Source organism: Candidatus Palauibacter australiensis (assembly GCA_026705295.1).
In the GTDB taxonomy this organism is placed as follows: domain Bacteria; phylum Gemmatimonadota; class Gemmatimonadetes; order Palauibacterales; family Palauibacteraceae; genus Palauibacter; species Palauibacter australiensis.
In genome coordinates this window covers 1-24,696 of sequence record JAPPBA010000120.1, presented here as the reverse complement: position 1 = coordinate 24,696, position 24,696 = coordinate 1, and the positions used below count along the sequence as shown (strand labels likewise).

23 protein-coding genes are annotated in these 24,696 nt (G+C 70.7%); all 23 read right to left on the bottom strand.

Annotated features, from left to right (window positions below; genetic code table 11):
* Positions 1 to 58: 58 nt before the first annotated feature.
* On the bottom strand, positions 59 to 1,198 hold the full coding sequence (locus tag OXN85_09375) for a threonine synthase (GenBank protein MCY3600170.1): 1,140 nt from the start codon (positions 1,196 to 1,198) through the stop codon (positions 59 to 61).
* A complete protein-coding gene (gene gltX / locus OXN85_09370; GenBank protein MCY3600169.1) occupies positions 1,195 to 2,667 on the bottom strand; it encodes a glutamate--tRNA ligase in 1,473 nt (490 codons plus the stop codon). The genes OXN85_09375 and gltX overlap by 4 nt, the downstream gene beginning before the upstream one ends.
* The gene (locus tag OXN85_09365; GenBank protein MCY3600168.1) at positions 2,664 to 2,855 is read right to left on the bottom strand and encodes a hypothetical protein; all 192 of its coding nucleotides are present in this window, start codon (positions 2,853 to 2,855) and stop codon (positions 2,664 to 2,666) included. The genes gltX and OXN85_09365 overlap by 4 nt, the downstream gene beginning before the upstream one ends.
* A complete protein-coding gene (gene uvrC / locus OXN85_09360) occupies positions 2,852 to 4,762 on the bottom strand; it encodes an excinuclease ABC subunit UvrC (protein MCY3600167.1) in 1,911 nt (636 codons plus the stop codon). The genes OXN85_09365 and uvrC overlap by 4 nt, the downstream gene beginning before the upstream one ends.
* Positions 4,759 to 6,363, bottom strand: a complete 1,605-nt coding sequence (gene murJ, locus OXN85_09355; protein ID MCY3600166.1) for a murein biosynthesis integral membrane protein MurJ — start codon at positions 6,361 to 6,363, stop codon at positions 4,759 to 4,761. The genes uvrC and murJ overlap by 4 nt, the downstream gene beginning before the upstream one ends.
* Entirely contained in the window at positions 6,338 to 6,649 is a 312-nt protein-coding gene (locus tag OXN85_09350) for a hypothetical protein (protein ID MCY3600165.1), read from the bottom strand. The genes murJ and OXN85_09350 overlap by 26 nt, the downstream gene beginning before the upstream one ends.
* A gap of 105 nt (positions 6,650 to 6,754) precedes the next feature.
* Positions 6,755 to 8,329 (bottom strand): bacillithiol biosynthesis cysteine-adding enzyme BshC, encoded by a 1,575-nt coding sequence (bshC, locus tag OXN85_09345; GenBank protein MCY3600164.1) that lies wholly within the window; start codon positions 8,327 to 8,329, stop codon positions 6,755 to 6,757.
* Positions 8,326 to 9,078, bottom strand: a complete 753-nt coding sequence (locus OXN85_09340) for a class I SAM-dependent methyltransferase (protein MCY3600163.1) — start codon at positions 9,076 to 9,078, stop codon at positions 8,326 to 8,328. Before OXN85_09340 ends, bshC begins: the two co-directional genes overlap by 4 nt.
* A 7-nt stretch (positions 9,079 to 9,085) precedes the next feature.
* Positions 9,086 to 9,562 carry a 23S rRNA (pseudouridine(1915)-N(3))-methyltransferase RlmH gene (locus OXN85_09335; GenBank protein MCY3600162.1) on the bottom strand — a complete coding sequence of 159 codons (477 nt, stop codon included), beginning with the start codon at positions 9,560 to 9,562 and terminating at the stop codon, positions 9,086 to 9,088.
* Complete coding sequence (locus OXN85_09330) at positions 9,559 to 11,322, bottom strand: tetraacyldisaccharide 4'-kinase (protein MCY3600161.1); 1,764 nt, start codon at positions 11,320 to 11,322, stop codon at positions 9,559 to 9,561. Before OXN85_09330 ends, OXN85_09335 begins: the two co-directional genes overlap by 4 nt.
* Entirely contained in the window at positions 11,316 to 12,452 is a 1,137-nt protein-coding gene (locus OXN85_09325) for a lipid-A-disaccharide synthase (GenBank protein ID MCY3600160.1), read from the bottom strand. The genes OXN85_09330 and OXN85_09325 overlap by 7 nt, the downstream gene beginning before the upstream one ends.
* Positions 12,453 to 12,478: 26 nt before the next feature.
* A complete protein-coding gene (locus OXN85_09320; GenBank protein MCY3600159.1) occupies positions 12,479 to 12,607 on the bottom strand; it encodes a hypothetical protein in 129 nt (42 codons plus the stop codon).
* A complete protein-coding gene (locus OXN85_09315) occupies positions 12,591 to 13,565 on the bottom strand; it encodes a Gfo/Idh/MocA family oxidoreductase (GenBank protein ID MCY3600158.1) in 975 nt (324 codons plus the stop codon). Before OXN85_09315 ends, OXN85_09320 begins: the two co-directional genes overlap by 17 nt.
* On the bottom strand, positions 13,562 to 14,416 hold the full coding sequence (gene lpxA, locus OXN85_09310; protein MCY3600157.1) for an acyl-ACP--UDP-N-acetylglucosamine O-acyltransferase: 855 nt from the start codon (positions 14,414 to 14,416) through the stop codon (positions 13,562 to 13,564). Before lpxA ends, OXN85_09315 begins: the two co-directional genes overlap by 4 nt.
* Complete coding sequence (fabZ, locus tag OXN85_09305) at positions 14,413 to 14,841, bottom strand: 3-hydroxyacyl-ACP dehydratase FabZ (protein ID MCY3600156.1); 429 nt, start codon at positions 14,839 to 14,841, stop codon at positions 14,413 to 14,415. The genes lpxA and fabZ overlap by 4 nt, the downstream gene beginning before the upstream one ends.
* Positions 14,841 to 15,719, bottom strand: coding sequence for a UDP-3-O-acyl-N-acetylglucosamine deacetylase (lpxC, locus tag OXN85_09300; GenBank protein MCY3600155.1), 879 nt, complete (start codon positions 15,717 to 15,719; stop codon positions 14,841 to 14,843). Before lpxC ends, fabZ begins: the two co-directional genes overlap by 1 nt.
* Positions 15,716 to 16,786 (bottom strand): UDP-3-O-(3-hydroxymyristoyl)glucosamine N-acyltransferase, encoded by a 1,071-nt coding sequence (lpxD, locus tag OXN85_09295; protein ID MCY3600154.1) that lies wholly within the window; start codon positions 16,784 to 16,786, stop codon positions 15,716 to 15,718. The genes lpxC and lpxD overlap by 4 nt, the downstream gene beginning before the upstream one ends.
* 53 nt (positions 16,787 to 16,839) lie before the next feature.
* On the bottom strand, positions 16,840 to 17,448 hold the full coding sequence (locus OXN85_09290) for an OmpH family outer membrane protein (GenBank protein MCY3600153.1): 609 nt from the start codon (positions 17,446 to 17,448) through the stop codon (positions 16,840 to 16,842).
* An 18-nt stretch (positions 17,449 to 17,466) separates the two neighbouring features.
* On the bottom strand, positions 17,467 to 19,896 hold the full coding sequence (gene bamA, locus OXN85_09285; GenBank protein ID MCY3600152.1) for an outer membrane protein assembly factor BamA: 2,430 nt from the start codon (positions 19,894 to 19,896) through the stop codon (positions 17,467 to 17,469).
* Positions 19,893 to 22,382, bottom strand: coding sequence for an ATP-dependent Clp protease ATP-binding subunit (locus tag OXN85_09280; protein MCY3600151.1), 2,490 nt, complete (start codon positions 22,380 to 22,382; stop codon positions 19,893 to 19,895). The genes bamA and OXN85_09280 overlap by 4 nt, the downstream gene beginning before the upstream one ends.
* A 67-nt stretch (positions 22,383 to 22,449) precedes the next feature.
* A complete protein-coding gene (locus tag OXN85_09275) occupies positions 22,450 to 23,526 on the bottom strand; it encodes a protein arginine kinase (protein MCY3600150.1) in 1,077 nt (358 codons plus the stop codon).
* Complete coding sequence (locus OXN85_09270; GenBank protein MCY3600149.1) at positions 23,523 to 24,017, bottom strand: UvrB/UvrC motif-containing protein; 495 nt, start codon at positions 24,015 to 24,017, stop codon at positions 23,523 to 23,525. The genes OXN85_09275 and OXN85_09270 overlap by 4 nt, the downstream gene beginning before the upstream one ends.
* Positions 24,018 to 24,049: 32 nt before the next feature.
* The coding region (locus OXN85_09265) for an ABC transporter ATP-binding protein (protein ID MCY3600148.1) at positions 24,050 to 24,696 on the bottom strand (647 nt) is incomplete at its 5' end.

The window sequence follows — 24,696 nt, the reverse complement described above, 5'->3', positions numbered from 1 at the left end:
TAGCCGGAAGCCTCCCGCGGCGCACGGAGCCCCACGGGCGTTTGCCGCGGACCGCCAGCTAGTACGTGAGGAGGTGTGCGGTGTTGAAGAGGACGACGGTTTCTCCATCGCGCAACGCTCCGGATCGCCTGAGCTCCCGCGCTCCCGCGAGCGTGGCCCCGCCTTCGATCGAGGCCCCCACGCCGGCCGCGCCGAGTTCGAGGGCCCCGTCCTTCATCGCCTCGTCGGAAACGGCCACGCCGCCGCCGCCCGATTCGCGGATGGCATCGAGCATCAGGAAATCTCCGAGCGCCCCCGGGACCCGGAGTCCCCAGGCTTCGGTCGAAGCGTTCCGCCACGGCTCAGCGTACATCTCACCCGCCGCGTGCGCGCGCACGATGGGGGCACAACCCGTGCCCTGCACCGCGTAGAGGCGTGTGTCCCCGTCGATCAGGCCGAGTTCACGCAGCTCCGCCAGCGTCTTGGCACTCCCGATAAGACCGGTGCCGCCACCGGTGGGATAGACGATGGCGTCCGGTGCGCGCCAGCCGAGCGCTTCGACGATCTCGAGCATCATCGTCTTCTTGCCCTCGATCCGGTAGGGCTCCTTGAGCGTGGAGATATTGAACGCGCCCGTTTCCGCGCCGTACTCGGCCGAGAGACGGCCGCATTCGTCGATGAGTCCGTCGACCCGGACGATGTCGGCACCGTAATGCTCGCAGCGCCGGGCGACGCCCTCCGGCGTGTCCTCCGGGATGAAGAGGCGACACGGCACTCCCGCGCGCGCCGCGTAGGCCGCGAGGGCCGCTCCGGCGTTCCCGGCGCTCGGGATGACGAGATCCGTCGCCCCTTCGTGCACCGCCCGCGTGACGGCGGCGCACAGGCCTCGGTCCTTGAAGCTCCCGGTCGGGTTGAGGCCCTCGTCCTTCACCAGCAGCGTCAGGCCCTCGAGCTCCCCTCCGATCTCGATCTCGAACAGGGGCGTGCCGCCCTCCCCGAGCGTCACGGGATCTTCGTCCGGCTCGACGGGCATGATCTCGCGAAAACGCCACATGCCGCCCTGCCGCCCGCTCCACGCCCGCCGCAGCGCTTCCCCGTTCAGGGCTCCGAGGTCGTACCGGGCCAGCAGAGGCTTTCCGCAGTCGGGGTCCGGGCACACGGTGGCCAGCCCCCGGGCAACGGGTCGCTCGCAGAGGCCGCATTCGAGGCGCCAGCTCATTCGCTTCGCTCCTTTGTTGTCGCCGCTGTTGTCGCCGCCGCCAGGCGGGCCAGGGTGCGCTCCGGTCCGAGCGCGTAGGCGACCTCGCCGAGGTCGGGGCCGTGAAGCTGCCCGGTCAGGGCGACCCGGACGGGCGGAAAGAAGGTACGCCCCGCGAGCCCGGCGTCGCGCATCGCGCCGCGAAGCGCCGCGGCGAGGGGTTCGGGTCGCCACGCGGTGTCCGCCCACACCGCGCGGGCGAGGCGGATCGCGGTCGCGGCCGCGGGGGCGGAGAGCGACTCCCGCGCGGCGGACCCGCCGGTCTCCGGCGCACGGTAGATCGGCTCGACCTCGGACCCTACGTCGGAGAGGAGACGCGTGCGCTTGGCGAACACCTCCGCCGCGCGGCGGAGATCGGCGTCGTCCAGCCCCAGCCCTTCCACGTCGAGCCGCCCCGCCCACTCGCGGGCCAGCCGATCGGCCGGTTCCGCCCGCAGGTGCTGTCCCGACAGCCAGGTCATCTTCTCCTCGTCCACCTCGGCATCGGCCGCCCCCATCCGGCCGAGGTCGATCCGTTCCACGAGCGCCTCCCGGCTCAGGAACTCCTCCCCGTCCTCCGAGGACCACGAGAGAAGCGACAGGTAGTTGAGCACCGCGTCCGAATGGAACCCCCGCTCCCGGTAGTCGAGGACGCCGGCCGCCCCACGCCGCTTGGAGAGCTTCCCTCCACCGGGGGCGAGGACGGTCGGGATGTGGACGAACTCCGGCGGCTTCACCCCGAAGGCCCGGTAGAGGAGCACCTGCTTGGGCGTGTTCGAGAGATGGCCCATGCCCCGGATCACATGGCTGATCTCCATCTCGATGTCGTCCACGGCGACCGCGAAGTTGTACGTGGGCCGCCCGTCGCTCCGCACGAGGACGAGGTCCCCCAGGTCGTCGCCGTCGATCGAGAGGGTGCCCTTCAGGAGGTCCGTGAACTCGACGGGCCCGGATTCGATGCGAAGCCGGATGGCGCCCCCCCGCCCCTCCGCCTCGTGGCGGCGCGCCCGCCCGGCAGGAAGGTTGCGGCAACGCGCATCGCGCCCGGTGGGCTCCCCCGCGGCGATCGCCACCTCCCGCCTCGCCTCGAGTTCATCCGGCCGGCAGTAGCAGCGGAACGCCCTCCCGGATTCCAGCAACTCCGCCGCGCGGGCCCGATGCCGGTCGGCGCGCGCCAACTGGCGGTACGGCCCGAACGGTCCTCCCTCGCGCGGGCCCTCGTCGGGGGCGATGCCGAGCCAGTCGAGGGCCTCGTAGATGATCTCCTCTCCCCCCGGTACGGCACGCTCGGTGTCCGTATCCTCGAGGCGGAGCACGAAGGCGCCGCCGTGCCGCCGCGCGAAGAGCCAATTCAGGATCGCGGTGCGCGCGTTGCCCAGGTGGAGGGCTCCGGTCGGGCTCGGCGCGAAACGGGTCCGGACGCGGGCCGTCGAAGCGGTCGGAGCGGTCACGGAGACTCTTCTGCTTCCGCCTGGAATCCGGCGCAGCGCAGCACGGGCAGCGTCGGATAGCGCCGAAAACGCGCGTCCGTGCGCGAGAGCCGGCAGAGGAGGAAGGCGGACCCGCGGTCGCTCCGGATCCAGCGGCGGTGACGGCAGCGCGCGCACAGACCCGCGGAGGGATGTCCGCCGCGCGTCACGAGACGGCTCCCCGCGCCGAGTCTTCCTCGTGGAGGGCGGCGAGGATCGACGTGGCGGTCGCAGGGCCGATCCCCGGCGTGCGCGCGAGCTGCGCGGGCGTGGCCCTCCGGATGAGGTCGAGACTGCCGAACCGCTCCAGCAGACGCTGCTCCCGCTCCGGCCCCACCCCCGGGATCTCGCTCAGCCTCGATCGGAGCGCGCGACGGCGACGCAGCGTCCGGTTGTAACGGAGCGCGAAGCGGTGGGCCTCATCGCGCGCCCGCTGCAGCCAGTGCAGCCCCGGGTCGGCGCGCGGAAGCCGCAACGGGGTCGGGGCCCCGGGCCGGAACACCTCCTCTTCGCGCTTCGCGAGGGCCACGGTGGGCAGGTCCGAGACGCCCGCGCCATCCATGGCCTGCCGCGCCGCCGACAGCTGTCCCCTGCCCCCGTCCACGACGACGAGGTCGGGCAGCGCGCGCCCTTCCCGGACGCGGCGGTCGAAGTAGCGCGACACGATCTCCTGCATCATGGCGTAGTCATCGGTCCTTCCCTCCTCCGAGTCCCGGATCCGGAACCTCCGGTACTCATCCTTGTGCGGCCGCCCGTCCCGGAGCCACACGCAACTGCCAACCGACTCCCGGCCCGCGAGCGTCGACACGTCGAAGCAGACAAGGTCCCGCGCCGGCGTCTCCAGCCCGAGCGCCTCCGCGAGCCGCGCCGCCGCGGCCGGCGGTCCCGCCGCCTCGGCCCCCGTCCCCGCCTCGTCCCCCCGCTCCACCCGGTCCCGCTCCAGCACGTGCGCCGCGTTTCGGCTGGCGGCCCGCGTCAGCTCCAGCCCGGGTCCGCGCGCGGGCACCCGGATGCGGAAGCGGTGTCCGGCGACCCCGGAAAGGTACTCCTCCACGAGGTCCTGCTCGTCGAACGCGTCCGGAACGAGCAACTCCGAGGGGACATCGTCCGCCTGGCGCAGATAGTACCCCTTCACCAGGGCTCCGAGCACGGCTTCGTCCGGCTCATCTCCGACGTTCGCGAGATAGTGGAGCCGGCGACCGACCAGCCTTCCCTCCCGCACCCTCAGCACGATGCCGCACACCGACCCGCCGGCCGGCTGGCGCGCGAATCCGATCGCGTCGTGGCTCCCGCCCCTGGGGTCGATCGCCGCCTGCCGGCTCTCGAGTTGATCGAGGCCGCGCAGTACGTCCCTCAGCTCCCCCGCCCGTTCGTAGTCCAGCGCTTCGGCGGCCTCCGCCATCCGGTCCTCCACCGAGCGCCTCACGGCCCCCGTCCGCCCTCCGAGAATCTCGAGGATCTCGTCGATCATCGACCGGTAGTCCGCTTCGGACTGCAGGCCCGCGCACGGCGCCTTGCAGCGCCCGATGTGATAGTCGAGGCAGGGGCGGGGCGGAAGCTCCGCCGGCATTCGGTAGTGGCACGAGCGCACGGTGTACATCTTCTTGATCGTGCGCAGCGCCCGCCGCATCGCCCCGACATCCGTGAAGGGACCCAGATACCGCGAACCGTCATCCCTCAGCCGCCGCGTCACGAAGATCCGCGGGAAGGGCTCGCCGACCGTGACCTTGATGTACGGATAGCTCTTGTCGTCGCGGAGCTGAATGTTGAAGCGCGGCCCGAACTCGCGGATGAGATTCCATTCGAGGAGGAGGGCTTCGGCTTCCGAGCGCACGGGGAAGGTCTCGATGCTGTCGATCTCCCGCACGAGGCGGACGAGCTTCACGGAACGGCTCGCCTCGGCGCCGAAATAGGAGGCGACGCGCGAGCGGAGCGATTTCGCCTTTCCCACGTAGAGGACGTCCCCGGCGGCATCCCGAAACAGGTACACTCCGGGTTCGTGACCCAGCCCCCGCGCCTGCTCGCGAAGCCCGTCGAGCTGCGACGCGTGGGGGCCCGGGCCTCCCTTGCCGCTCATCCTCCCCCCTCCCCAGCTAGGGCCTCGCCGACGACCCGGAGTCCGGTCGGGAGGCCGGCGCAGCCGACATAGCAGAGCCCGCCCGCGATGAGCGCGGCCGCGAGGAGGGTGGCGTCGCCGAGGAACCCGTCCGGGAGGCGGGCCACGAGCAGGGAGCGAATCACCAGGAAGGCGCCACTCGCGAGGCCGGCGCCCGCGGCCATGCGACCGACCGAACGCCGCACCGGGAGGAACCATCCCCCCGCACCCCGCCGTCCCAGTCCGCGCATGAGGAGGACGAGGTTGACCCAGGCCCCGACCGAACTGCCGAAGACGAGGCCGGCCGCCGCGCGCAGCCCGAACCCGCGGTCCTCCATCCACAGCGCGGTCGCCGCCCCGATGAGGATGCCGGTCCCCACCCCGGCCATGGCGTACTTCACCGGCGTCCGCGTGTCCTGGAGGGCGTGGAACGCGCTCGCGAACAGCTTCGTGAGACCCGTCGCAACGAGTCCCAGTGCGTAGGCACCCAGACCCCACCGCACGACCGGTACGTGTTCGGCCTCAAAGGCTCCCCGTTCGTAGATGAGCGACGTCACGAGGTCTCCGAGCAGGAGGAGCACGGCGACGGATGGAAGGATGAAGTAGGCCACGCGCCGCACGCCGGTGGAGAGATGGGATCGCAGCGCTTCGACCCCCTTCTCGCGGGACATCTCCGGCAGCGCCGCCACCGCCACGGAGGCGCCGAACAGGGCCATCGGCACCATCGCGATGCGCTGGGCGAAGTAGATGCCCGTGAGCGCGCCCTCGGCGAGGAGGCTGGCGATGAATACATCGGTCAGGCTCGAGAGCTGGAAGATCCCCTGCCCCGCCGCGACCGGCATCGCGTTGCGCGCGACGCGGCGCGTAGGCTCGAAACGGAAGTCTACCCGGGGCCGGAGCGTCCCGAGCAGGCGGTATACGGCGGGGAGCTGGATCGCGACCTGCAGCACGCTCCCGATGAGGGTGGACCAGGTGAGCACGACGATGAGCGGTGCCCACCCCAGCCGCGCCCCCAGCAGGAGGCCGACGATCTGGGACAGGTTCCAGACGACGGGCGCGACGAAGGGGAGGAAGAAACGCCGGTGGCTCGTGAGGAGTCCGAGGCACCAGGCACCGACGATCATCACCCCGGACATGGGGAAGAGGATGCGCACGAGGTGCGTCGTAAGCTCGCTCAGCTCCGCGTCGTAGCCGGGCGCGAGGATCGGCAGCAGCCAGGGCGCGGCGGCGACGACCGCGGCCACGACGAGGGCGGAGAGGAGGAGGAGGCCGCCGAGCACGCCCTGCGCGAGCCGCCGCGCCGCGGCCGTGTCGCCCCGCTCCATCAAGGAGGAGAACACCGGCACGAAAGAGGCGGAGAGGGCGCCTTCGCTGAGGAGGTTGCGAAAGGCGTTCGGGATCTTGAGGGCGGCCGCGTACGCATCCGTGATCGGCCCGACGCCGAACGTGGCGGCGATGAGGACATCGCGCAGGAACCCGGTGATGCGGCTGGCGAGAATACCGGCGGCGACCCGCGTCGCGGAACGGCCCTGCCCCGGCGGCTTCCCCTCGGTCAGATCAACGCTCCCCGTCGTTCCCGGCATCGCTTCCGGCCGGCCGTCCCGCATCACGGGCGGGGAGGGCCGGGAGCGCTTGGTCTCCCTCCACGAGCGCGCGCACGAAGGTGGTCTCTTCCCGAATGTCCTCGACCGCCTGCGTCAGGTACTGGATTTCCTGCTCCAGCGCGTCGATGCGCGCGGACTGGTTCGTTCCGGAGTCGGTGTTCCCGATCCGGCGCGCCAGGGCTTCGGAGAGGGGAGAGTCGATCACGATGGCGAGTACGGGGATCAGGACGATCAGCCCGAGGACGACCATGAAGGCGAAGGTCATCTCGGATCTCCCGTGCCGCCCATTGTCGCGCCCTCCCTGGAAGAACGTCCGTTCGCGGGGTACCCGCCGCGCGTTCCGAAATGGTGTACCCGCGAACGCCGAAAGCTATCCATCTTCCGCGCGACCCGCCAAGAAGGACGCGACCTGGCGGTCGGTTTCGCGGGCCAACCGCTCCACGAGTCCGGGCCCGTAGCGGCAGAGGAAGGAGAGCGGGTTCAGCACGCGTTCCTGTGGGCGCCGCCGCGGGAAGAGGTTCGCCCCCGCACGCCGCACCTGGCCCAGCCGGACGTCGAGCCGTTCCCGGGTCGCGCGGTCCACCTGGCGGGACAGCTCGGAGGCCGCGTCGAGGATGCCCTTCCGCATCTTCCCCGCCGCCCCCCGCAGTCCCGGCACGTCTTCGGCCACGGCCGCCTCGATCGCGGCCATGCCGGCCTCGGCGCCCTCCCGGAAACGGCGCAGCGCCCGCTCGACCCTTTCCGGCCGCGACTCCCGCGTGAGGCGCTCGACGGCGGGCTCGGTCCCCCCGGCGAGATCCTGCGACGAAAGTCCCGTGCGCTCGAGAACCCGTCGCGTGCGCGCCTCGAGCAGCGTCCACGCCGCGCGGGGATGGACGGACGGCAGGGGGACGCGGAGGGCCTCGAACAGCGGCCCCAGCTGACTCCAGTACGCGATCTCCCCGGGTCCGAGCACGGTCGCGGCTACGGGAAGGAGGTAGGATTCGAGCGCGGGGCGCGACGCGACGTTCGGCGAGAAGGCCTCGGGCGCGGCGTCCAGCCGCGCGGCCCAGGTTTGCGGCGCTGCCGTTCCGTCGCGCCGGACGCGGTGTCGCCCGCCGCCCTCGTCGAAGAACAGCGGCAGCGCATCATCGACCCGCGAGATCGGGGCCTCGAAGCCCGACGCCCGCAGCGCGCCCGCACCCTCCGCCTCGGCCTCGAGGACCCCGTCCCAGTCCGATAGAAGCCGGCGGTAGAAGGGGGCCGCGGCGCGCCGGACCTCCGGCCGCGCCGAATCGAGCCAGGCGTACCCCCGATCGCCGAGCACACCCGCGAGGAACCGGGCGAAAGCCGCGGACACCGGCTGGCCCTCCGCGTAGGCAGCTCGCACGAGCTCGAGGTAGTGTGACGTAAACTCCGATTCAGGAAGGATTTCGGGCAGGGCGTCGAGGACATCCATCCAGGAATCGTCCAAAACGTGGGATCCCACGGATCGGCGATCACCCCCGGGGGGGACCGGGAGGGCGAGCGTCTGCGGCGCGTCGGAGCGGTCGAGGATCGTCGCGCTTCCCACCTCGTCCCAGTCGTGGTCATCCGAGGCGATCCAGAAGAGAGGGATGACGGGCGCACCGAGCGTCCGCTCGAGGCGGGAGGCGAGCGAGATAGCGGTGAGGACCTTGTAGAGGACGTAGAGGGGTCCGAGGAGGAGGACGGGCTGGTGCCCCGTCGTGACGAAGGTCCCCTGCCCCCGGAGGACGGACTCGAGGCGGTCGCGGACCCCGGGGCCGGAAACGCCGAAGGCGTCGGGTCCGATCCGGGCGGGGCGTGGGGGCGGGGCGTGGGTCGCGGAAAGACGGCCGGCGAGCGGAAGGAGGCCCGGGCCGGCGGCGTCCAATACGGCGCGGGCGATGGAGCCTGGGACGCCCAGCGGGCGCGAGATGAGTTCCGGGTTCTGCGGCGAACTCAAAGCGTCCGTCCCAGCAGGAGGAGGCGGGCCGAGTCGCCCCGGAACGGCGTCCCGTCGTATGCACCGAAAGCGTTCGTCGCCTCGAGCCCCTGCTCGCGGAGGAGCGTGCGCAGCGCCTCCGGGGAATAGAGGCGTACCCGCTCGTGATAGACTTCCGGTTCGCGGTCCGCGCCGCCGCCGATCTCGATTCGCTTGAAGACCTGGTCTCCCTCCACCCACCGCGTCTGCCTCACGGGAGTTCCGTTGATCTCGCCCACGGACTCGGGGTCGAGGCGGTCGATGACCCACGCCGCGTGCAGGTAGTCCATCAGGAAAGGGGCGCCGGGCCGCAGCACGCGCCGGATTTCCCGCAGGACCTCCACGTCCTCCTCCGGCGTGAGAAAGTAGCCGAAGGAGGTGAAGAAGTTCACGAGACCGTCGAACGTCCCGGCGGCGAACGGGAGCCCGCGCATGTCCGCGCGGACGAGGGATCCGTCCACGCCGGGGCGCGTGCGAGCCGCATCGAGGAGCGGGGCCGAGAGGTCGATCCCGATCGCCCGCAGGCCGGCCGCGCGGAGGCGCTGCAGGTGCCGTCCCGCGCCGCAGGCGAGGTCGAGGACGCGGTCGCCCGCCGCGAGCCCGGCGCGCTCCCGGTAGAGCGCGACCGCCCGGGCGGCCTCCTCCTCATCCCGATGCGGATACAGCTCGAGGTAGGCTCGGCCGAACCATTCCCGGAACCACTCGGCGGGGGCGCTCGTCGGGGCGCTCACGGTTCCCTCAGGGACCCTTGTGGTAGGGCTCGCCACGGAGGATCGTGGCCGCCCGGTAAAGTTGCTCCGTGAGGACGAGTCGGGCGATCTCGTGCGGAAGCGTCATGGCCGAGAGCGCGAGTCGCGCCCGCGCGCGGGCAAGCAGGCGTGGGGCCAGCCCGTGCGCCCCGCCGATCGCGAACGCGGCTCCGGGGCGTCCGTACGTGCGCATATCGTCCAGGTAGTCCGCGAGGGCCCGCGTGGTCCAGCGCTCGCCCTCGCGCGTGAGCGCGATGAGGTCCAGGTCGGCCGGGAGTCGGCGCTCGAGGGCCGCCGCCTCCCGCTCCTGCGCCTCCACGGCGCGGGCATCGGGGAGTCGCGCCGGGCCGACGACCACGGTGTCGAACCGGATGTACCGCCGCAGGCGGTCCTCGTACTCCGCCGTCGCCCTTCGAAGAGGGGTCGCCCGGTTCCGTCCGACCGAGGCCACGAGGATCCGCGTCACCCCTCGGCCGCCGGATCACGGTCTTTCCGGCCCGATGCCGTATCGAGAATCAGCCGTCTCACGTCTTCCCAGCCGGCCTTCCATGTGAGAGTCTCGGGGAGCACCCAGATCGGCAGGTCCGCGTCGAAGAGCGGGCGGAGCCGGGAGAGATCCTTGCGCGTGGTGAGCACGCCGCCCCGCCCCGCCGCGCGGATCGCGGCCATCCGCTCCCGCGCCGACGGCATCCCGTGATCGCTCAGCGCGAGTCGCTCCCGTACCGACGCGCACACGGCGCCGGCCTGCGCGAAGAAGAGATTGGGCTTCATGATCCCGGTCAAGGCGAGACGGGGCGCCGGCGATCCGGACCAGCCGCGCGCTCCCGCGTTGGCCGCCTCGAGGGGCCCGTGCCCGAAGGCCGCCGTCGCCACGGGGACGCCGGGGGCCAGACTCCCGAGCCGGCCCCGGAGTTCGCCGTCGAAGCGGGACAGCTCGACCGTCCATGGCTCCCGTCCCGTGCAGAGGATCGCGTCCGCACGGGCGACGGCACGCTCCCAGCGCTCGCGAAACGGACCGGCAGGGAGTCGTGCCCCGTTCGTGCGGCGAAGGGCGTCCCGGTCGAGGACGAGGAGGTCCAGGTCGCGGAAGAGGCGCCGATGCTGAAAGCCATCGTCGACGATGGCCACCGTCGCCCCCTCCGCCGCCGCCCGCCGCCCCGACCGGAGCCGGTCCGGGTGGCCCCGGATCGACGCCCCTGGCGCCTCGTGCGCGAGCAGATCGAGCTCGTCGGCGTATCCCCTCGCGAGGATGGCCGGGCGGTGTCCGGCCTCCCGAAGGGCACGGGCAATCAGCGCGGAGAGCGGCGTCTTGCCGCTGCCCCCGACGGTGACGCCGCCGACCGATATCACGGGGATGCCGGCGGAGCGCGTGAGGAGGAAGCCGTAGTCGTAGAGTCCGTGCCGGCCTGCGTGGATGCCGCCGTACACGCGGGCCAGCGCTCCGAGCGCGGGCGCCGGGCGCCTCCGGCGCCACTGGCCCCGGAGGCGGAGTTCGAGCGCGCGCATCGCCGGAGTCTCTCGCCCGCGGCCCGGCGATGCGCCCGTCGCGCCCCCCCGTCCACGTCCACTGCGCAGGACTCCCGGCGGACGGGCCCAGCGGGCCTCGCGCGCCGCCTGCTCACAGCGCGCCACTTCGCGCCGGAGCGCGGCCTGTATGTCTCCGGTGCCCGGAGTGCCCTTTTCGACGACCGGAGCGAGCGACACGAACACGGTCGCCCCGGGGGCCGGGATGAGGAAGCGATCCCAGCTCCGAAGCCGCAGGCCCGAGGAAGCCGCGACGCCCACCACGCTCACGGCGCTGTGCGTCACGGACGCGATGCGCGACGCGCCTTCCTTCAGCGACCGTCGGGGGCCGCGCGGCCCGTCCCCCGTGAGAATCACGCCGCGTCCCGCCGTGAAGTGGCGGGCCAACTGGCGGAACCCCGCCGAGCCACCACGCGTGCTCGAGCCCCGGGCCACGCCATAGCCGAGGCGTCGGAGAACGCGCGAGATGATCTCGCCATCGCGGTCGCGGCTTGCGAGCGTCGCGAGTGCTTGGCCCGCGAAGAGGCATGTGAGTGGGAGGAGGTGTTCGTGCCAGCACGCGTGGACCTCATGCTTCAGCAGAGGCCGATACGGCCGGCCGGGATCATCGGGATGCCGAAAGCGCCACGTCCGGCTGATGGGGAGGGCGACCCGCACGAGCCGGACGGCGACGCCCAGCGGGATGCGGCGCGCGCTCAGCACGGCGCGCCGGGCCCGTGCGCGGACTCGGGGCCCGCCAGGAGGCCGACCGCGTGTCCCGCGACCCGGGCCGCGCACCCCGGCTTCCCGAGCCGCTCGCGAACGACGTCGAAGCCGTGCAGCATCTTGCGCCGAGCCGGCGCTTCCTCGGCCAGGAGCGCTTCGACGGCCGCCGCCGCGCCATCGGCCGTCAGCCGGTCCTGCAGGAACTCCGGGACGACCGGAGCCTCTGCCACGAGGTTGACGAGCACGATGGACGGGACGCGGACCAGCCGGCGGCCGATGGCCCACTCCACCCGGCTCATGCGGTAGCCCACGACCATCGGCACGCCCGCGAGCGCGAGTTCGAGCGTGATCGTGCCGGACTTCGTGAGGGCCGCCCAGGACCGCTCGGTCACCTCGCGCGCTCCCGCGGTCGGGAATCCCGCTTCCGCGTACAGCAACTCCGGTAGATGCGGGGGGCGCGCGATGATGAAGTCGAGGTCCCGATGCGAGCGCGCGAGTTGCCGCGCGGCCTCCGCGAAGACCGGCAGCATGTGCCGGACCTCCTGCGCGCGCGATCCCGGGAAGAGTCCAACCACTCTCCCCGCACCGGATGGGCCCCGCCCCGCGGCCGCGCCGACCCCGGCGCCGCCTTCGGGAGCGCGCGTCTCGTCGAGGAGAGGGTGCCCGACGAACGTTGCGCGCACGCCGTACCCCTCGAGCAGCGCCGCTTCGAACGGGAGCACGGTGAGTACGCGGTCGCAGTCGCGCCGGAGCTTCCGGGCCCGGCCCTCCCGCCAGGCCCACACCTGAGGCGCGATGTAGTAGAGGACCCGCCGCCCCTGCCGCCGCGCGGCGCGGGCAAGCCGCAGGTTCAGCCCCGGGTAATCGATCGGAAGAAACAGCCGGACATCCTCCGTCGCGAAAAGCCGCCGGATCCGGCGCTCCAGTCGAAGGAAGCCCGGCAGGCGCCGCAGCACCTCCGTTCCCCCCATGACCGACAACTCGTCCAGGCCGGCGATGGTCGACACGCCGGCCGCGTCCATCTCGCGGCCGCCGATCCCGAATAGCCTCGCCTCGGGCAGCTTACGCCGGATCTCGCGCGCCACCGCCGCGCCGTGGCGGTCCCCCGACGCTTCGCCGGCGGAGATGAAGAGCGCCGGCCCTGGACGTGGGGTCAGGACACCCCGCCGAGGTAGGCCATCAGCATGAGGACGAGCGCAAGGAGAATGAGGAGTACCAGGGTTCGGGGTCCGCGCTTGACCGCGCCTCCGAGCTTCTTCCGCTCCTCACGAATCTTGAGCAACGACATGTACGAACTCCTCGATTTCGTGGGTGATCCGGATCGCGACTTCCAGCGCTTCCCTGCCCGCGCGACCCGATACCAGGCGGCTCGGACGTCCGGCGATCGCGTCGGCGAAGGCCCCGAGTTCGCGGGCGAGGGCCTCGCCGCCGCCAGCCTCCAGCGGGATATGCTCCACCATGGCCTCCACTCCCGTGATCGCGGTCCCGGCCCCTGGATCGCGCCGCCGGTAGTGATGTCCCGTCTCGGCCGCCAAGTCCAAGCTGAAGTACCCGGAGCCCTGGAACAACCGCAGCTTTCGCAGCGCCTTCAGCGCCACGCGGCTCGCGGTGATGTTCGCCACGGTGCCGTCCTCGAAGGAAAGGCGCGCGTTGGCGAGGTCGATCCGGGGGGAAATGACGGGCACGCCCACAGCGCGCACGTCCACCAGCGGCGCTTCCGTCAGCGTGAGGACGAGGTCGATGTCGTGGATCATGAGATCCAGAATCACCGTCGTGTCCGCCCCGCGGGCCTGAAACGGCGCCATGCGCAGCGACTCGATGAAGCGCGGCCGATCGAGCCATGGATCCGCGGCCAGGAGGACGCCGTTGAAGCGCTCGACGTGTCCGACTCCGAGAACGACACCCTCCTCCTCCGCGAGCGCGAGGATGCCGTCCGCTTCGTCGAGGCTTGAGGCGAGCGGTTTCTCGACCAGCGCGTGGCAACCCGCCCGCAGCGCGGCGGTCGCAGCCTCGTGGTGTGCCCCGGTGGGCACCGCGATGACGACGGCTTCGACCCGGTCGAGCAGCGCCTCCGCCTCCGCGAAGGCTGGCACGGACAGCGCGTCCGCGACCTCCTTCGTCCGTGCGGCCGACCGGTCGTGGACCCCCTCCAACTCGAACGCGTCGCTCTGCGCCAGGAGCCGGGCGTGCTCGGCGCCCAGCTTCCCGACCCCGACGACGCCGGCCGGGATCCGGCTCACACGGCGGACCGGGGCTTCGCCTCGCGCGGCTCCGGCGGCAGGTCGTCGTCCGGGCCGACGCGCGTGGGGGTCACGCCGCGCGCGGAATCGTGGATGAACTCCACGAGTTCCCGCACCTCGGGGGACATGTCTGCCCGCCGGACGCGCTCGAGACTCGTCCGGAGCGGTTCACCCGACCGGAAGATCGTCCGGTAGGCAGCCTGGAGGGCGCGGATCGCGTCCGGGTCGAATCCCCGGCGTTCGAGGCCGATGCGGTTGACGCCGTACGTGCGGGTCCGCCCCCCCCCGACGAGGGTGTATGGTGCGACATCCCGCGACACGCGCGCGCCTCCTCCGACCATCGCGTGCCGGCCGATGCGCGTGAACTGGTGGATACCCGTCAGCCCGCCGACGATCCCCCAGTCCCCGATCTCGACGTGTCCTCCCATGGTCACGCCGTTCGCGAGCACGACATGATCGCCGATGAGGCAGTCGTGGGCGATGTGCACGTAGGCCATCACGAGCGCGTCCGCCCCGACCGAAGTCAGGCCGCTTGCGGCCGTCCCCCGGTTCAGCGTGGTGAATTCGCGCACGACGGTGCGGGCTCCAATCTCCAGGAAGGTGCGCTCCCCCGCATACTTGAGGTCCTGCGGGTCCGAACCGAGGACGGCGCCCTTGGCGATCCGCACATCCTCGGCCACGCGCGTATCCCGTTCGATGAGCACGTGCGGGCCGATCCGTACCCGTTCGCCGACCTCCACGTCCGGGCCGATCACGGTGTAAGGGCCCACGGTGGCACTGGAGGCGATGCTCGCCGACGGATCGACGACCGCCGTCGCGTGGCGCCCCGGAGCGTAGCCCGCCGAGGTCACCGGTCCATGACCTGGCCGAGAATCGTGGCCTCCGCGACAACTCTACCGTCGACCCGCGCAATCCCCTTCAGTTTTCCGCGCTTTGCCCGCCCCTGAACGAGGTCCAGTTCGAGGATCAGTTGATCTCCGGGGATGACCGGGCGCCGGAACTTCACGCCGTCCACCGAAAGGAAGTAGATGACCTTGTCCTCGGGGTTCTGGAGGCCGCTCATCAGCAGGACTCCCCCGCACTGGGCGAGCGCCTCGATGATGAGCACGCCGGGCATCACGGGACGGCCGGGGAAATGCCCGGCGAAGAACGGTTCGTTGGCGCTCACGTTCTTCAGGCCGACGATCCGTTGCCCCGGCTCGATCTCGAGCACGCGGTCCACCAGGAGCATCGGATACCGGTGCGGCAGGATGTTCAGTATGTCGGTGACGTCCATCACCCTTCCTCGTTCGTCTCGTTCTCCCTCGATCCGCGTCCCCGCCCCATGCGGGCTGCCAGCCTGCGGGCGAGTTCAAGGTTGCCGCGATGTCCCGGCCGCTCGGCGACCACATGACATTGCAGCCTCGCGCCCACGAGTGCGAGGTCGCCGATGATGTCCAGGATCTTGTGGCGCACGAACTCATCCGGGAAACGGAGTTCCTGGCCGCTTTCGAGCCCCTCTCCGGAGAGGACGAGGGTGTTTTCGCGCGTCGCTCCGAGCGCGAGTCCCCGCTCCCGCAGCGCCTCCGCCCAAGCGGCGAGACCGAAGGTGCGGGCTGGCGCGATCTCGCGGGCAAACTCTGCTGGCTCCAGCCGCGCGCTTGCGGATTGCCGCCCGATGAGAGGGTGGTCGAAGTCGATCGTCGCCGAGACGCGGCCGGACTCCGCGGGGAGGACATCGTACCGGGTCCCCCCGATCTTCAGGTGCAGGGGACGGTCGATCCGGAGGCGGGGCGCCTCCGCCTCCTGTGCCACCGGTCCGGCTTCCAGCAGCCGGTCGCACCACGCGGCGGCGCTCCCGTCGAGTGCGGGGGCTTCCGGCCCGGAGACGTCGATCCAGAGGTTGTCCAGCGCCAGCCCGTGCGCCGCGGCGAGCACGTGCTCGGCGGTGCGAACCACGGCGTCACCCTTGCGGAGGGCGGTTTCACGGTGGGCGGAGTGCACGGAGTCCACCGTGGCCGGTATCTCCGGTGAGTCGGGGAGGTCTGTGCGACGGAAGCGCAGACCGCCGTGCTCGGGCGCGGGGCGGAGCCTGACGACGGAGGGCTCGCCGGTGTGTATGCCGTACCCGTGCACCTCCACGGCCCGCGCGATCGTCCGCTGTTTCGCCGTCAACCGCTTCCGTCGTCCGCCCGGTCTCGCCCAACGGGCCGCTCGCCCTCACGAACCCCCGATCGCCGCTCGAGCCGCGCGACGCGATGGAAGAGATCCGGCAGCCGGCTCAGGTGCGCGGCTTCCTTGAGCCACGACCGCTGGGGCCGGGCCGGCGTCCCTCCCAACTCCGCTTCGGGCGGCACATCCTGAACCACGCCGGTCTGGCCCGCGATGCGCGCGCCGGCACCGATCGTCAGGTGGCCGGCCACGCCCGCCTGGCCGCCGAACTGCGTGCCGGCGCCGATGTCACAGCTTCCCGCGATGCCGACGTGCGCCGCGATGAGGCAATCGCTTCCGATCCGCACGTTGTGTCCCACGTGCACGAGGTTGTCGAGCTTGGTGCGGTCGCCGATCCGCGTGTCGTCGAGCGCACCCCGGTCGATCGTACAATTCGCTCCGATTTCGACGTCGGCGCCGATCACGCAGCCGCCGATCTGCGGCACCTTGTGGGCCCCGTCCGGCCCGGGCACGTACCCGAAGCCGTCCGTCCCGACGCGCGCGCCGGCGTGCACGCGCACGCGGTCGCCCAACTCGACGCCGTGGAGGATGGAGACGGCGTGGCCGAGCCGGCAGTCCCTCCCGATCCGGGCTCCGCGGCCGACGAGCGTCCCGGGCCCCACCCACGTCCCGCGCCCGATGCGGGCCCCGTCCTCCACCACCGCGCCCGGGCCCACCGACACCGCCTCTCCGATCCGGGCCCCCTCGTCGATGCGGGCGGCTGGGTGGATCCCCGGCGGCGGCGCGGGCTCCGGATGGAAGAGCCGCACGATGCTGGCGAAGGAGAGTTGGGGGTCGTCAACCTTCAGAACGCTGTACCGGGCAGCGCCAGGTTCGAAGCTGCGCGGGGTCAACACCGCCCCCGCCCGCGTCCCGTGGACGGCCTCCCGCATCGTCTCGCGGGCGAAGAATGCGAGATCCTCCGGACCGGCCACGTCGAGTGAGGCCACTCCGGTCAAGCGGCGGTCGGGATCACCCAGCACGTCCGCGCCGACGCGACGGGCGAGATCGGAGACCGTGAACGCCGGCATTCGGGGAACGGAGCCGAAGCTGGGCCGCGCCGCTGGCAGCCGGACCCGACCGGCTAGCTGCCGGGCTGGGCCGAGAGGGCGGCGAGATCCACCCCGAGACGCTCGAGCACCGAGGTGGTGATGTCAAGCGAAGGGTCCGCCGCCACCACGCCCGCGGCGATGTCGAGCACGATCGAGAAGCCGCGTTCCGCCCGGATCTCCTCGATCACGTCGTTCACGCGCACCACGATCGGTTCGAGCAGCTCCGCGCGACGCCGATCCAATTCCACGTTCAACTCCTGCTGCCTCGTGGCCGCCTCCTGCTGCTTGTCGCGGATCTCCTGCTCTTTCTGCTGGCGTCCGGCAGGGTCGAGCAGAGACTGCTGCTGCTGGTACGCCCCGATGAGAGAGTCGATCTCCGCCGCGAAGGCGTCGAGCTCACCCTCGAACTCGACGGAAAGCTGCTGAAACGCCGCGCCGGCCGAATCGGCACCGGGCGCGACGGGGAGGATCGCCTGCGTGTTCACGTAGACGATCGGCGTCCCCTCCGGGGGCAGCGGGACGAGTTCCAGCACCGGTGGCGCGCCGGCCGGCTCCTGCCCGGCCAGAGGGCCCGCGACCAGCGCGCCAAGCGCGAGCGCGCACATCGCCGCCGGCCCCGCACCCCTGTGGATCGAGTTCATGTCGTTATCCCTCTCGGTTCAGAACACGCGTCCGAACTTGAAGTGCAACTGCCAACCCGGATCCGGCCGGCCCAGGACATCGCGCCGATCGAACCCGTATGCGTAGTCGAGGCCCAGCGGACCGAACGGCGTCACGAGACTCGCGCCGATCCCGGCCCCCACCAGGAGGTCCGTCGGGTTGAGCTGGCTGGCGTCCAGCCAGACGTTCCCCGCGTCCATGAAGGCGCTCATGAAGATGCTGCTCGTGAGCTTGATCCCGAAAGTCACCCCGGTCCGGAAGAACGATTCTCCCACGCGGTCGAGGTCGCTGAAGGGGGCGTTGTCCGGGATGTGCCCCGACGGTGTGATCGAGGCTTCGTCGTACCCTCGTAACTGGATCCCCGCCTGCGTGCCCCCCGCGTAGTAGCGTTCGGTGAAGAACGGATTCCGGCCCAGGATGAGTCCCGCCTCGAAGCTGAGTCCGAAGGTGAGTTCGATGGGGGGGCTCGTGCTCCCGGGGCCCCCTCCGAGCTGGCCCACCGGCACGAACCACTCGCTCGTCAGATCGAGCTTCTGGTAGTTCCCATCGCCTCCCAGCAGGCCGCCCGTCTGACGGAACGCGATCTGGTTGCGGGCGCCGGCCGTCGCGAACAGCGGATTGTTCCGGCTGTCCTGGACCAGGCGCCCGGAGAGCGTGGACCGCAGGCCGGAGAAGAGCGAGAACCGCCGCCCGACCACGTTCGTCGTGTCCAGCCCCCGCACGTCGTCGTCGAAGAGCGAGTAGCCCACGAACACGCGCGTGTTCCGAATCCCGAAGATGGGGACGCCGACCTCCGTCAGGCCGCCCCTCTGGCGGCGGTCCCCGAGGCTGAAACCGGTGAACTGATCGCGCGAATCCCGGAGCGATACGTTGGCGGAGTAGTGGCTTCCGAGGACTTCCGGATCGGAGTAGCTGATGTCGAGGTCCCGCTGCCGGCGGCCGAAGATCCAGCGTAAGCTCCCCGTCTTCGCGAGCCCGAAGAGGTTCGGCTGCGTATAGCCGATGAAGCCCGCGAGCCCGGTGTAGCCGGACGCGGTGATCCCGAAGTTCAGCGTCCCCGTCTGCTTCTCCTGGACGCGCAGCGAGATGTCGATGTCCCCGTCCGGCCGCGGGCGGATGTCGATCGCCTCGTCCGGCGGCAGCGGCTCGAAGAAGTTCAGCCCCTGGATGTTCTGGAACGACTGGATCAGGCGTTCCTGCGAGTACACGTCTCCGGGGAAGATGAGCAGGCGGTTCCGGATCACCCGGTCGTGCGTAGCCGTGTTCCCTTCGATCGCGATCTCGCGGATGTAGCTCCGCGCCCCCTCCTGGATGACGAGATGGGCCGTGACGCGGGGCGCCTCGCCCTCGGGGACATCCACGCGCCGCACGTCCGGCGTGACGCGCGAGCCGAGGTATCCGTTGTTGCGGTACAGGTCCCCGAGGTCCGCCGGCGAAGCGTAGAACGCCGTGAAGTTGAACGGAGGATACTCCTCCTCCCCTTCGGCCTCGTGCTGGTCGCGGCGGACGATCGGCTCGATCGTCGCGAGCGGGAAGGCGCGGTTGCCCGTGATCCTCAGGTCCTCGAGCAGATACTGGGCGCCCTCCGCCACCCGGATCTCGATCCGGCCCTTCCCGGTGACGCGGTCCGATATGACCGTGTCCCCGAGGACCTCGAAGTCGAGATAGCCGTTGGCGCGGTAGAAGTCCGGGAGTCGCTCCGTCAGGTCGCGCCGGAATTCATCCTTCTTGAGCTCTCCCGAATCGAACCAGAAGAATCCCTCCTCGTCCGTGGCCATCGCTGCCCGGAGTTCCGCGTCCGTGAAGGCCTCGTTCCCGTCGAACGTGATCGCCGTGACCCCGAGCCGCGGGCCTTCGTCCACGTCGAACACGACGAGCAGGTCGCGAGGAAACGCCGGGTCCGGGCGGATGAGCGTATCCACGCTCGCGGTCGGGAATCCCTCGTTGGACAACAGTTCGAGGAGCGTGACGCGCGCCCGCCCGATCCGGCTCGGGTCGAGCGGACTGTTGTTCGCGAGGCCGATCGTGTCCCGGATCACATCCTCGTCCACCCGTTCCAGTCCGCGGAACGCGTACTGCGTGATGTAGGGCCGTTCTTCCACGCGGATATAGAACACGCCGCGCTCTGGATCGTCCGACTCCACCACTCCGATCTCGACATCCGAAAAGTCGCCGGAGCTGAAGAGGCGCCGGATCGCATCCTGGATCTGGGGCTGGCGCACGACGTTGCCCGAGCGGAGCCCGCTGCGGGTGATGATGACGTTCGCGGGGTGGCGTTGATTCCCCACCACCACGACCGAATCGACGCGGACGGACGACTGGTCGAGCTGAAACTGCCCCGCCGCCGGCTCCGCCGCGGCGAGCCCGAGGATCAGGCCCGTCAGCCACAGTCCGCCCGCCGCGCCGGCAGGCGGCCGCCACCGGCTCATGTCGCCGAGGACGTCGTGGGCGTGGCGAACACCAGGCTGTCCTCGTCGTCGGCGATGTCCACCCGGATCCGGTCGCCGGGCTCGAAATCGGCCATCAAAATCCGCTCGGAGAGCGCATCCTCGACGTGCCGCTGAATCGTCCGCTTGAGCGGGCGCGCCCCGAACTTCTCGTCGTAGCCGCGGTCCACCAGGAAACGGATCGCCGCATCGGTCAGCTCGAGTTCCAGCCTCTCCTCCGCGAGGCGCTTCTGCACCTCCCTGAGCTGGATGTGCACGATCTCTCCCAGCTGCTCCTTCGACAGCGGGTGGAAGACGATCGTCTCCTCGACCCGGTTCAGGAACTCGGGCGTGAACACGCGGTCGATCTCGTCCGACACCCGTTCCCGGATCCGGTCGTAGTCGATCCCGCTCGACTCCTCCGTGAACCCCACGCGGGTCGAGCTGCCGATGTCCCGGCTCCCGACGTTCGACGTCATGATGACGACGGTGTTCTTGAAGTCGATGACCCGGCCGTAGTTGTCCGTGAGCCGGCCCTCGTCGAGGACCTGGAGGAGGATGTTGAAGACGTCGGGATGCGCCTTCTCGATCTCGTCGAGCAGGACGACGCTGTACGGCCGCCGCCGGATGGCCTTCGTGAGCGCGCCGGAGTCCTCGTAGCCCACGTAGCCCGGCGGCGCGCCGATGAGACGGCTCACGGAGAACTTCTCCATGTACTCCGACATGTCCACGCGCACGAGCGCGCTCTCCTCCGCGAACAGGAAGCGCGCCAGCGCCCGCGCCAGCTCCGTCTTTCCCACTCCCGTCGGACCGCAGAAGATGAAGCTCCCGATGGGCCGGTCGGGGTCCTTCAGTCCCGCCCGCCCGCGGCGGATGGCGCGACTTACCGCCTCGATGGCCTCGTCCTGTCCGACGACGCTCTCGTGTAGTTCGTCCTCCATGCGGAGCAGGCGGTCCGTTTCCGCCTCCCGCAGCCGGGTCACGGGAATCCCCGTCCAGCGGCCCACGATGAAGGCGATATCGTCCTCGTCGACCGTGGGGCGGAACTCGGCCCGGGCGCGCTCCCATTCGTCGCGCCGGCGCTTGATCTCCTCCTGAACCTCCTTCTCCCGATCCCGCAGGTAGGCGGCGCGCTCGAAGTCCTGGTCGCTGATCGCGGCGTCCTTCCACTCCGCGAGTTCCTCGAGCTTCGCGTGGAACTCCTGCACCTCGGCGGGCGGCACCTGAGCGGCGAGCCTCGACCTCGCGCCCGCCTCATCGATCACGTCGATGGCCTTGTCCGGGAGAAAGCGGTCCGTGATGTAGCGCTCCGCCAGCCGGGCGGCGGCGGAAAGCGACGCATCCGGGATCTCCACGTTGTGGTGGTCTTCGTAGTACTTCCGGAGACCCTGAAGGATCTCCACGGTCTCGTCGATGGTCGGAGCTTCGACGATCACGGTCTGGAAGCGGCGTTCCAGCGCCCCGTCCTTCTCGATGTACTTCCGGTACTCGTTCAGGGTGGAGGCGCCCACGCACTGCAGCTCCCCCCGGGAGAGCGCCGGCTTGAGCATGTTCGACGCGTCGATCGCGCCTTCCGCCGCCCCCGCCCCGACGAGGGTGTGCAGCTCGTCGATGAAGAGGATGACGCCTTTCGCCTGCGAGGTCTCGTTGACGATCGCCTTGAGGCGTTCCTCGAACTGACCCCGGTACTTGGTGCCGGCGATGACCGCCGCCATGTCGAGCGCCAGGACGCGGTGCCGCTTCAGGCTGTCCGGCACGTCGCCCCGCTGGATGGCCTGGGCAAGCCCCTCGACGATCGCCGTCTTGCCCACGCCCGGCTCGCCGATGAGCACGGGGTTGTTCTTCTTGCGGCGCGAGAGGACCTCCATCATGCGCTCGATCTCGCCCAGCCGTCCGATCGTCGGATCGAGCTTCCCCTGGCTGGCGAGCTGCGTGAGATCGCGGCAGAAATGGTCGAGCGCCGGGGTCTTCGACTTCTTGTCGCCCTTCTTGCCCGACGAACTCGCGGGGTCGGAAACGGAGGCCGTGGCGGGCGTACCGCCGGCCGGCATGTCCGTCCCGAGGAGCTTCAGCGTCTCGGCCCGCGCGCCGTCGAGCCCGATTCCGGCTTCTCCGAGCACCTTGGCCGCGAGCCCCTTCTCCTGGCGGAGGAGACCGAGCAGCAGGTGCTCCGTCCCCACGTAGGTGTGGTTGAGCTCCTCCGTCTCGGCCATCGCGTGCTCGAGCACGTTCTTCGCCTGCGTCGTGTAAGGGAGTTCGCCAATCGACGAACTGCTCTTCCCCGTCCGGATGTTCCCCTCCACGAGCCGCTTCAACTCGTCGAGGTCGGCGGAGAGGTTGGCCAGAACCGCGGCGGCGACGCCCTCCCCTTCGCGGATCAGGCCGAGGAGGATGTGTTCCGTTCCCACGTAATCGTGTTTGAGGCGGATGGCCTCCTCGCGCGCCATGGCGAGCACCTTTCGAACACGATCCGTGAAATTGTAGTTCATCCGCGCCTCATGGGGCGTCGACGCAGGGGCCGACGGCGTAACTGGTGTACACTAGTACGATCCCGCGCTACGCAAGGGCTCTTCGAACGTAGCTGGCGCGGAACGCGTCCGCATCCGCCTCGTCGAGCCGGCGCCCGGCCGCACGCGCGAGATGGGCGGTCTGGGCATGGATCATCATGCGGCTGATCACATCTACCCGAGGCGTTTTCAGAAGTTTCAGCGAGATGCCGAGACGGACTCCGGAAAGGAGGTTCATCATCTCCTCGAACGGCAGGCTTCTTGCGTGAGACAGGATGCCGTAGGCTCGCCAGACCTTGTCCTCGAGCACGTTCGGCGCCTCGCGCAGCAGGACAGCCCGCGCCTGCTTCTCGTATCCGATGACGCGGCCGACCAGGCGCTCAAGCTGGTCGATCAGGTCCTCCTCGGTCTTGCCCAGGGTCGTCTGGTTCGAGATCTGGAACAGGTTTCCCACGATCCTCGAACCCTCTCCGTATAGACCCCGATAGGTCACGCCGAGTTGCCCCATCCCCTCGAGCACCTTGCGGATCTGACGGGTGAGGACGAGACCGGGCAGATGGATGAAGACGGAGGCCCGCAGCCCGGTCCCCACGTTGGTCGGACAGGAGGTGAGGAAGCCGAACTCCTGGTGGAAGGCGTACGGAAGGCGGGCGCCAATCTCCTCGTCGAGCTGATCGAGGTCGCGCCACGCGGCCGCGAGCTGGAAGCCCCCGCGCAGCGTCTGCAGCCGGAGGTGATCTTCCTCGTTCACCATCATCCCGAGGGCCCGCGTCCGGGACAGGACGAGGCCCGAGCCGCGACGCGGTCCAGTTTCGGGTTTCCCGATGAGTTCCTTGCTCACGAGGCGCCGCTCGAGCAGGAGGAGGCGGTCCATCGGGCCGAGGCGCGATATCTCCCAGAAATCGACCTCTTCGAGCACGCCCGCGGCCTCCGTCGCCGCCCGCGCCTTCTCGAGCAGGGCTTCGCGCTCTTCTCCGGTCGCGTGGGCCGAGAACGAATATCCCTGGAGGTTGCGGGCGAGGCGTACGCGACTCGAGACGACGATGTCGCCGTCGGGCCCTTCCTCATCCAGCCAGTCGAGACCGTGGGTCCCGATGTGCGGCGCGGCTTCGGGCCCGTCCGTCACGACACCTCCGTCAGCGCGTGGATCGCGTCCCTGAGGTCCGCCGCGGATTCGAAGTCTTCGATCTCCACCGCGCGATCGAGCCGGCGCCGGAGGGTGGAGAGGCGGACCTGCTCCGGGTCCGCGTCCGGGGCCGTGCTCACGTACACCTTCCCCATGTGCTGAGAGGAGCCGTGTACGCGGCGGAGGAGCGCACGGAGCTGACGGTGGAACTGCGCGTAGCACTGCGGACAGCCCAGCCTCCCGGATTTGCGGAAGTCGCCGGCCCCGGTGCCGCAGTACTCGCACGCCTCGCCGGCCTCGTCGAACAGCGTGTCCCCGGCGCTCCCGCCGAGGTGCGCCAGCAGGTCCGCCATGGGCGCCGATCCGCCGCCGGCCGACACTCCCTTCAGCGTCGCGCAGGTCGAACAGAGATTGAGCGTACGCATCTCGTTGTTCTCGATCTCCGTGAGGGTGATCGTCGCCTTGCGCTCCCCGCAGTTCTCGCAGTCCATCCCGTTTCTCCGTTACCTCGCCCGGCGCTCCATCACGCCGCCACGAGCGCCCCGCTCTCGATGCGCAGCACCCGCCCCGCCCGACCCGCCAGTTCGCGGCTGTGCGTCACGACGACCAGCGCCGCGCCGTGTCCGTCCACCAGTTCGAACAACAGGTCGTGCAGGCGCAACGTCGCCGGGGCGTCGAGGTTGCCGGACGGCTCGTCCGCCAGCACGAGCGGCGGCGCGTTCGCCAGCGCCCGCGCCACCGCGACCCGCTGCTGCTCACCGCCGGACAGCCGGCGCGGCCGGTGGCTCGCCCGTTCCGCCAGACCCACCTGGGCCAGCAGTGCCGCGGCCCGGTCGCGGGCGTCCTCCCGCGACGCCCCGGCGATCAGCCGCGGCAGCATCACGTTCTCCAGCGCCGTGAAATCGCGCAGCAGGTGATGGAACTGGAAGACGAACCCGACGAACCGGTTCCTCAGTTCGGCGAGCCGCTCGCCCCCGAGTTCCGACACCCGTTCGCCCCCGAGCCAGACGTCTCCCGCCGTCGGCCGGTCGAGGGCGCCGAGCAAATGTAGCAGCGTGGACTTCCCCGACCCACTCGGACCCACGATGGCCAGGGCGTCCCCTGGGTCCACGGTCAGGTCGATCCCCCTTAGGACGGGGAGGAGACCGCCATTCGGGCTCGGAAAGGTCC

Excerpts from the sequence above, each read along its gene's own strand:
- OXN85_09375 (MCY3600170.1), bottom strand. The coding sequence starts at position 1,198 with ATGAGCTGGCGCCTCGAATGCGGCCTCTGCGAGCGACCCGTTGCCCGG.
- uvrC (MCY3600167.1), bottom strand. The coding sequence starts at position 4,762 with ATGAGCGGCAAGGGAGGCCCGGGCCCCCACGCGTCGCAGCTCGACGGG.
- murJ (MCY3600166.1), bottom strand. The coding sequence starts at position 6,363 with ATGCCGGGAACGACGGGGAGCGTTGATCTGACCGAGGGGAAGCCGCCG.
- OXN85_09350 (MCY3600165.1), bottom strand. The coding sequence starts at position 6,649 with ATGACCTTCGCCTTCATGGTCGTCCTCGGGCTGATCGTCCTGATCCCC.
- fabZ (MCY3600156.1), bottom strand. The coding sequence starts at position 14,841 with ATGGACGTCACCGACATACTGAACATCCTGCCGCACCGGTATCCGATG.
- lpxD (MCY3600154.1), bottom strand. The coding sequence starts at position 16,786 with ATGCCGGCGTTCACGGTCTCCGATCTCGCCCGTCGCGTCGGCGCGGAC.
- OXN85_09290 (MCY3600153.1), bottom strand. The coding sequence starts at position 17,448 with ATGAACTCGATCCACAGGGGTGCGGGGCCGGCGGCGATGTGCGCGCTC.
- bamA (MCY3600152.1), bottom strand. The coding sequence starts at position 19,896 with ATGAGCCGGTGGCGGCCGCCTGCCGGCGCGGCGGGCGGACTGTGGCTG.
- OXN85_09280 (MCY3600151.1), bottom strand. The coding sequence starts at position 22,382 with ATGAACTACAATTTCACGGATCGTGTTCGAAAGGTGCTCGCCATGGCG.
- OXN85_09270 (MCY3600149.1), bottom strand. The coding sequence starts at position 24,017 with ATGGACTGCGAGAACTGCGGGGAGCGCAAGGCGACGATCACCCTCACG.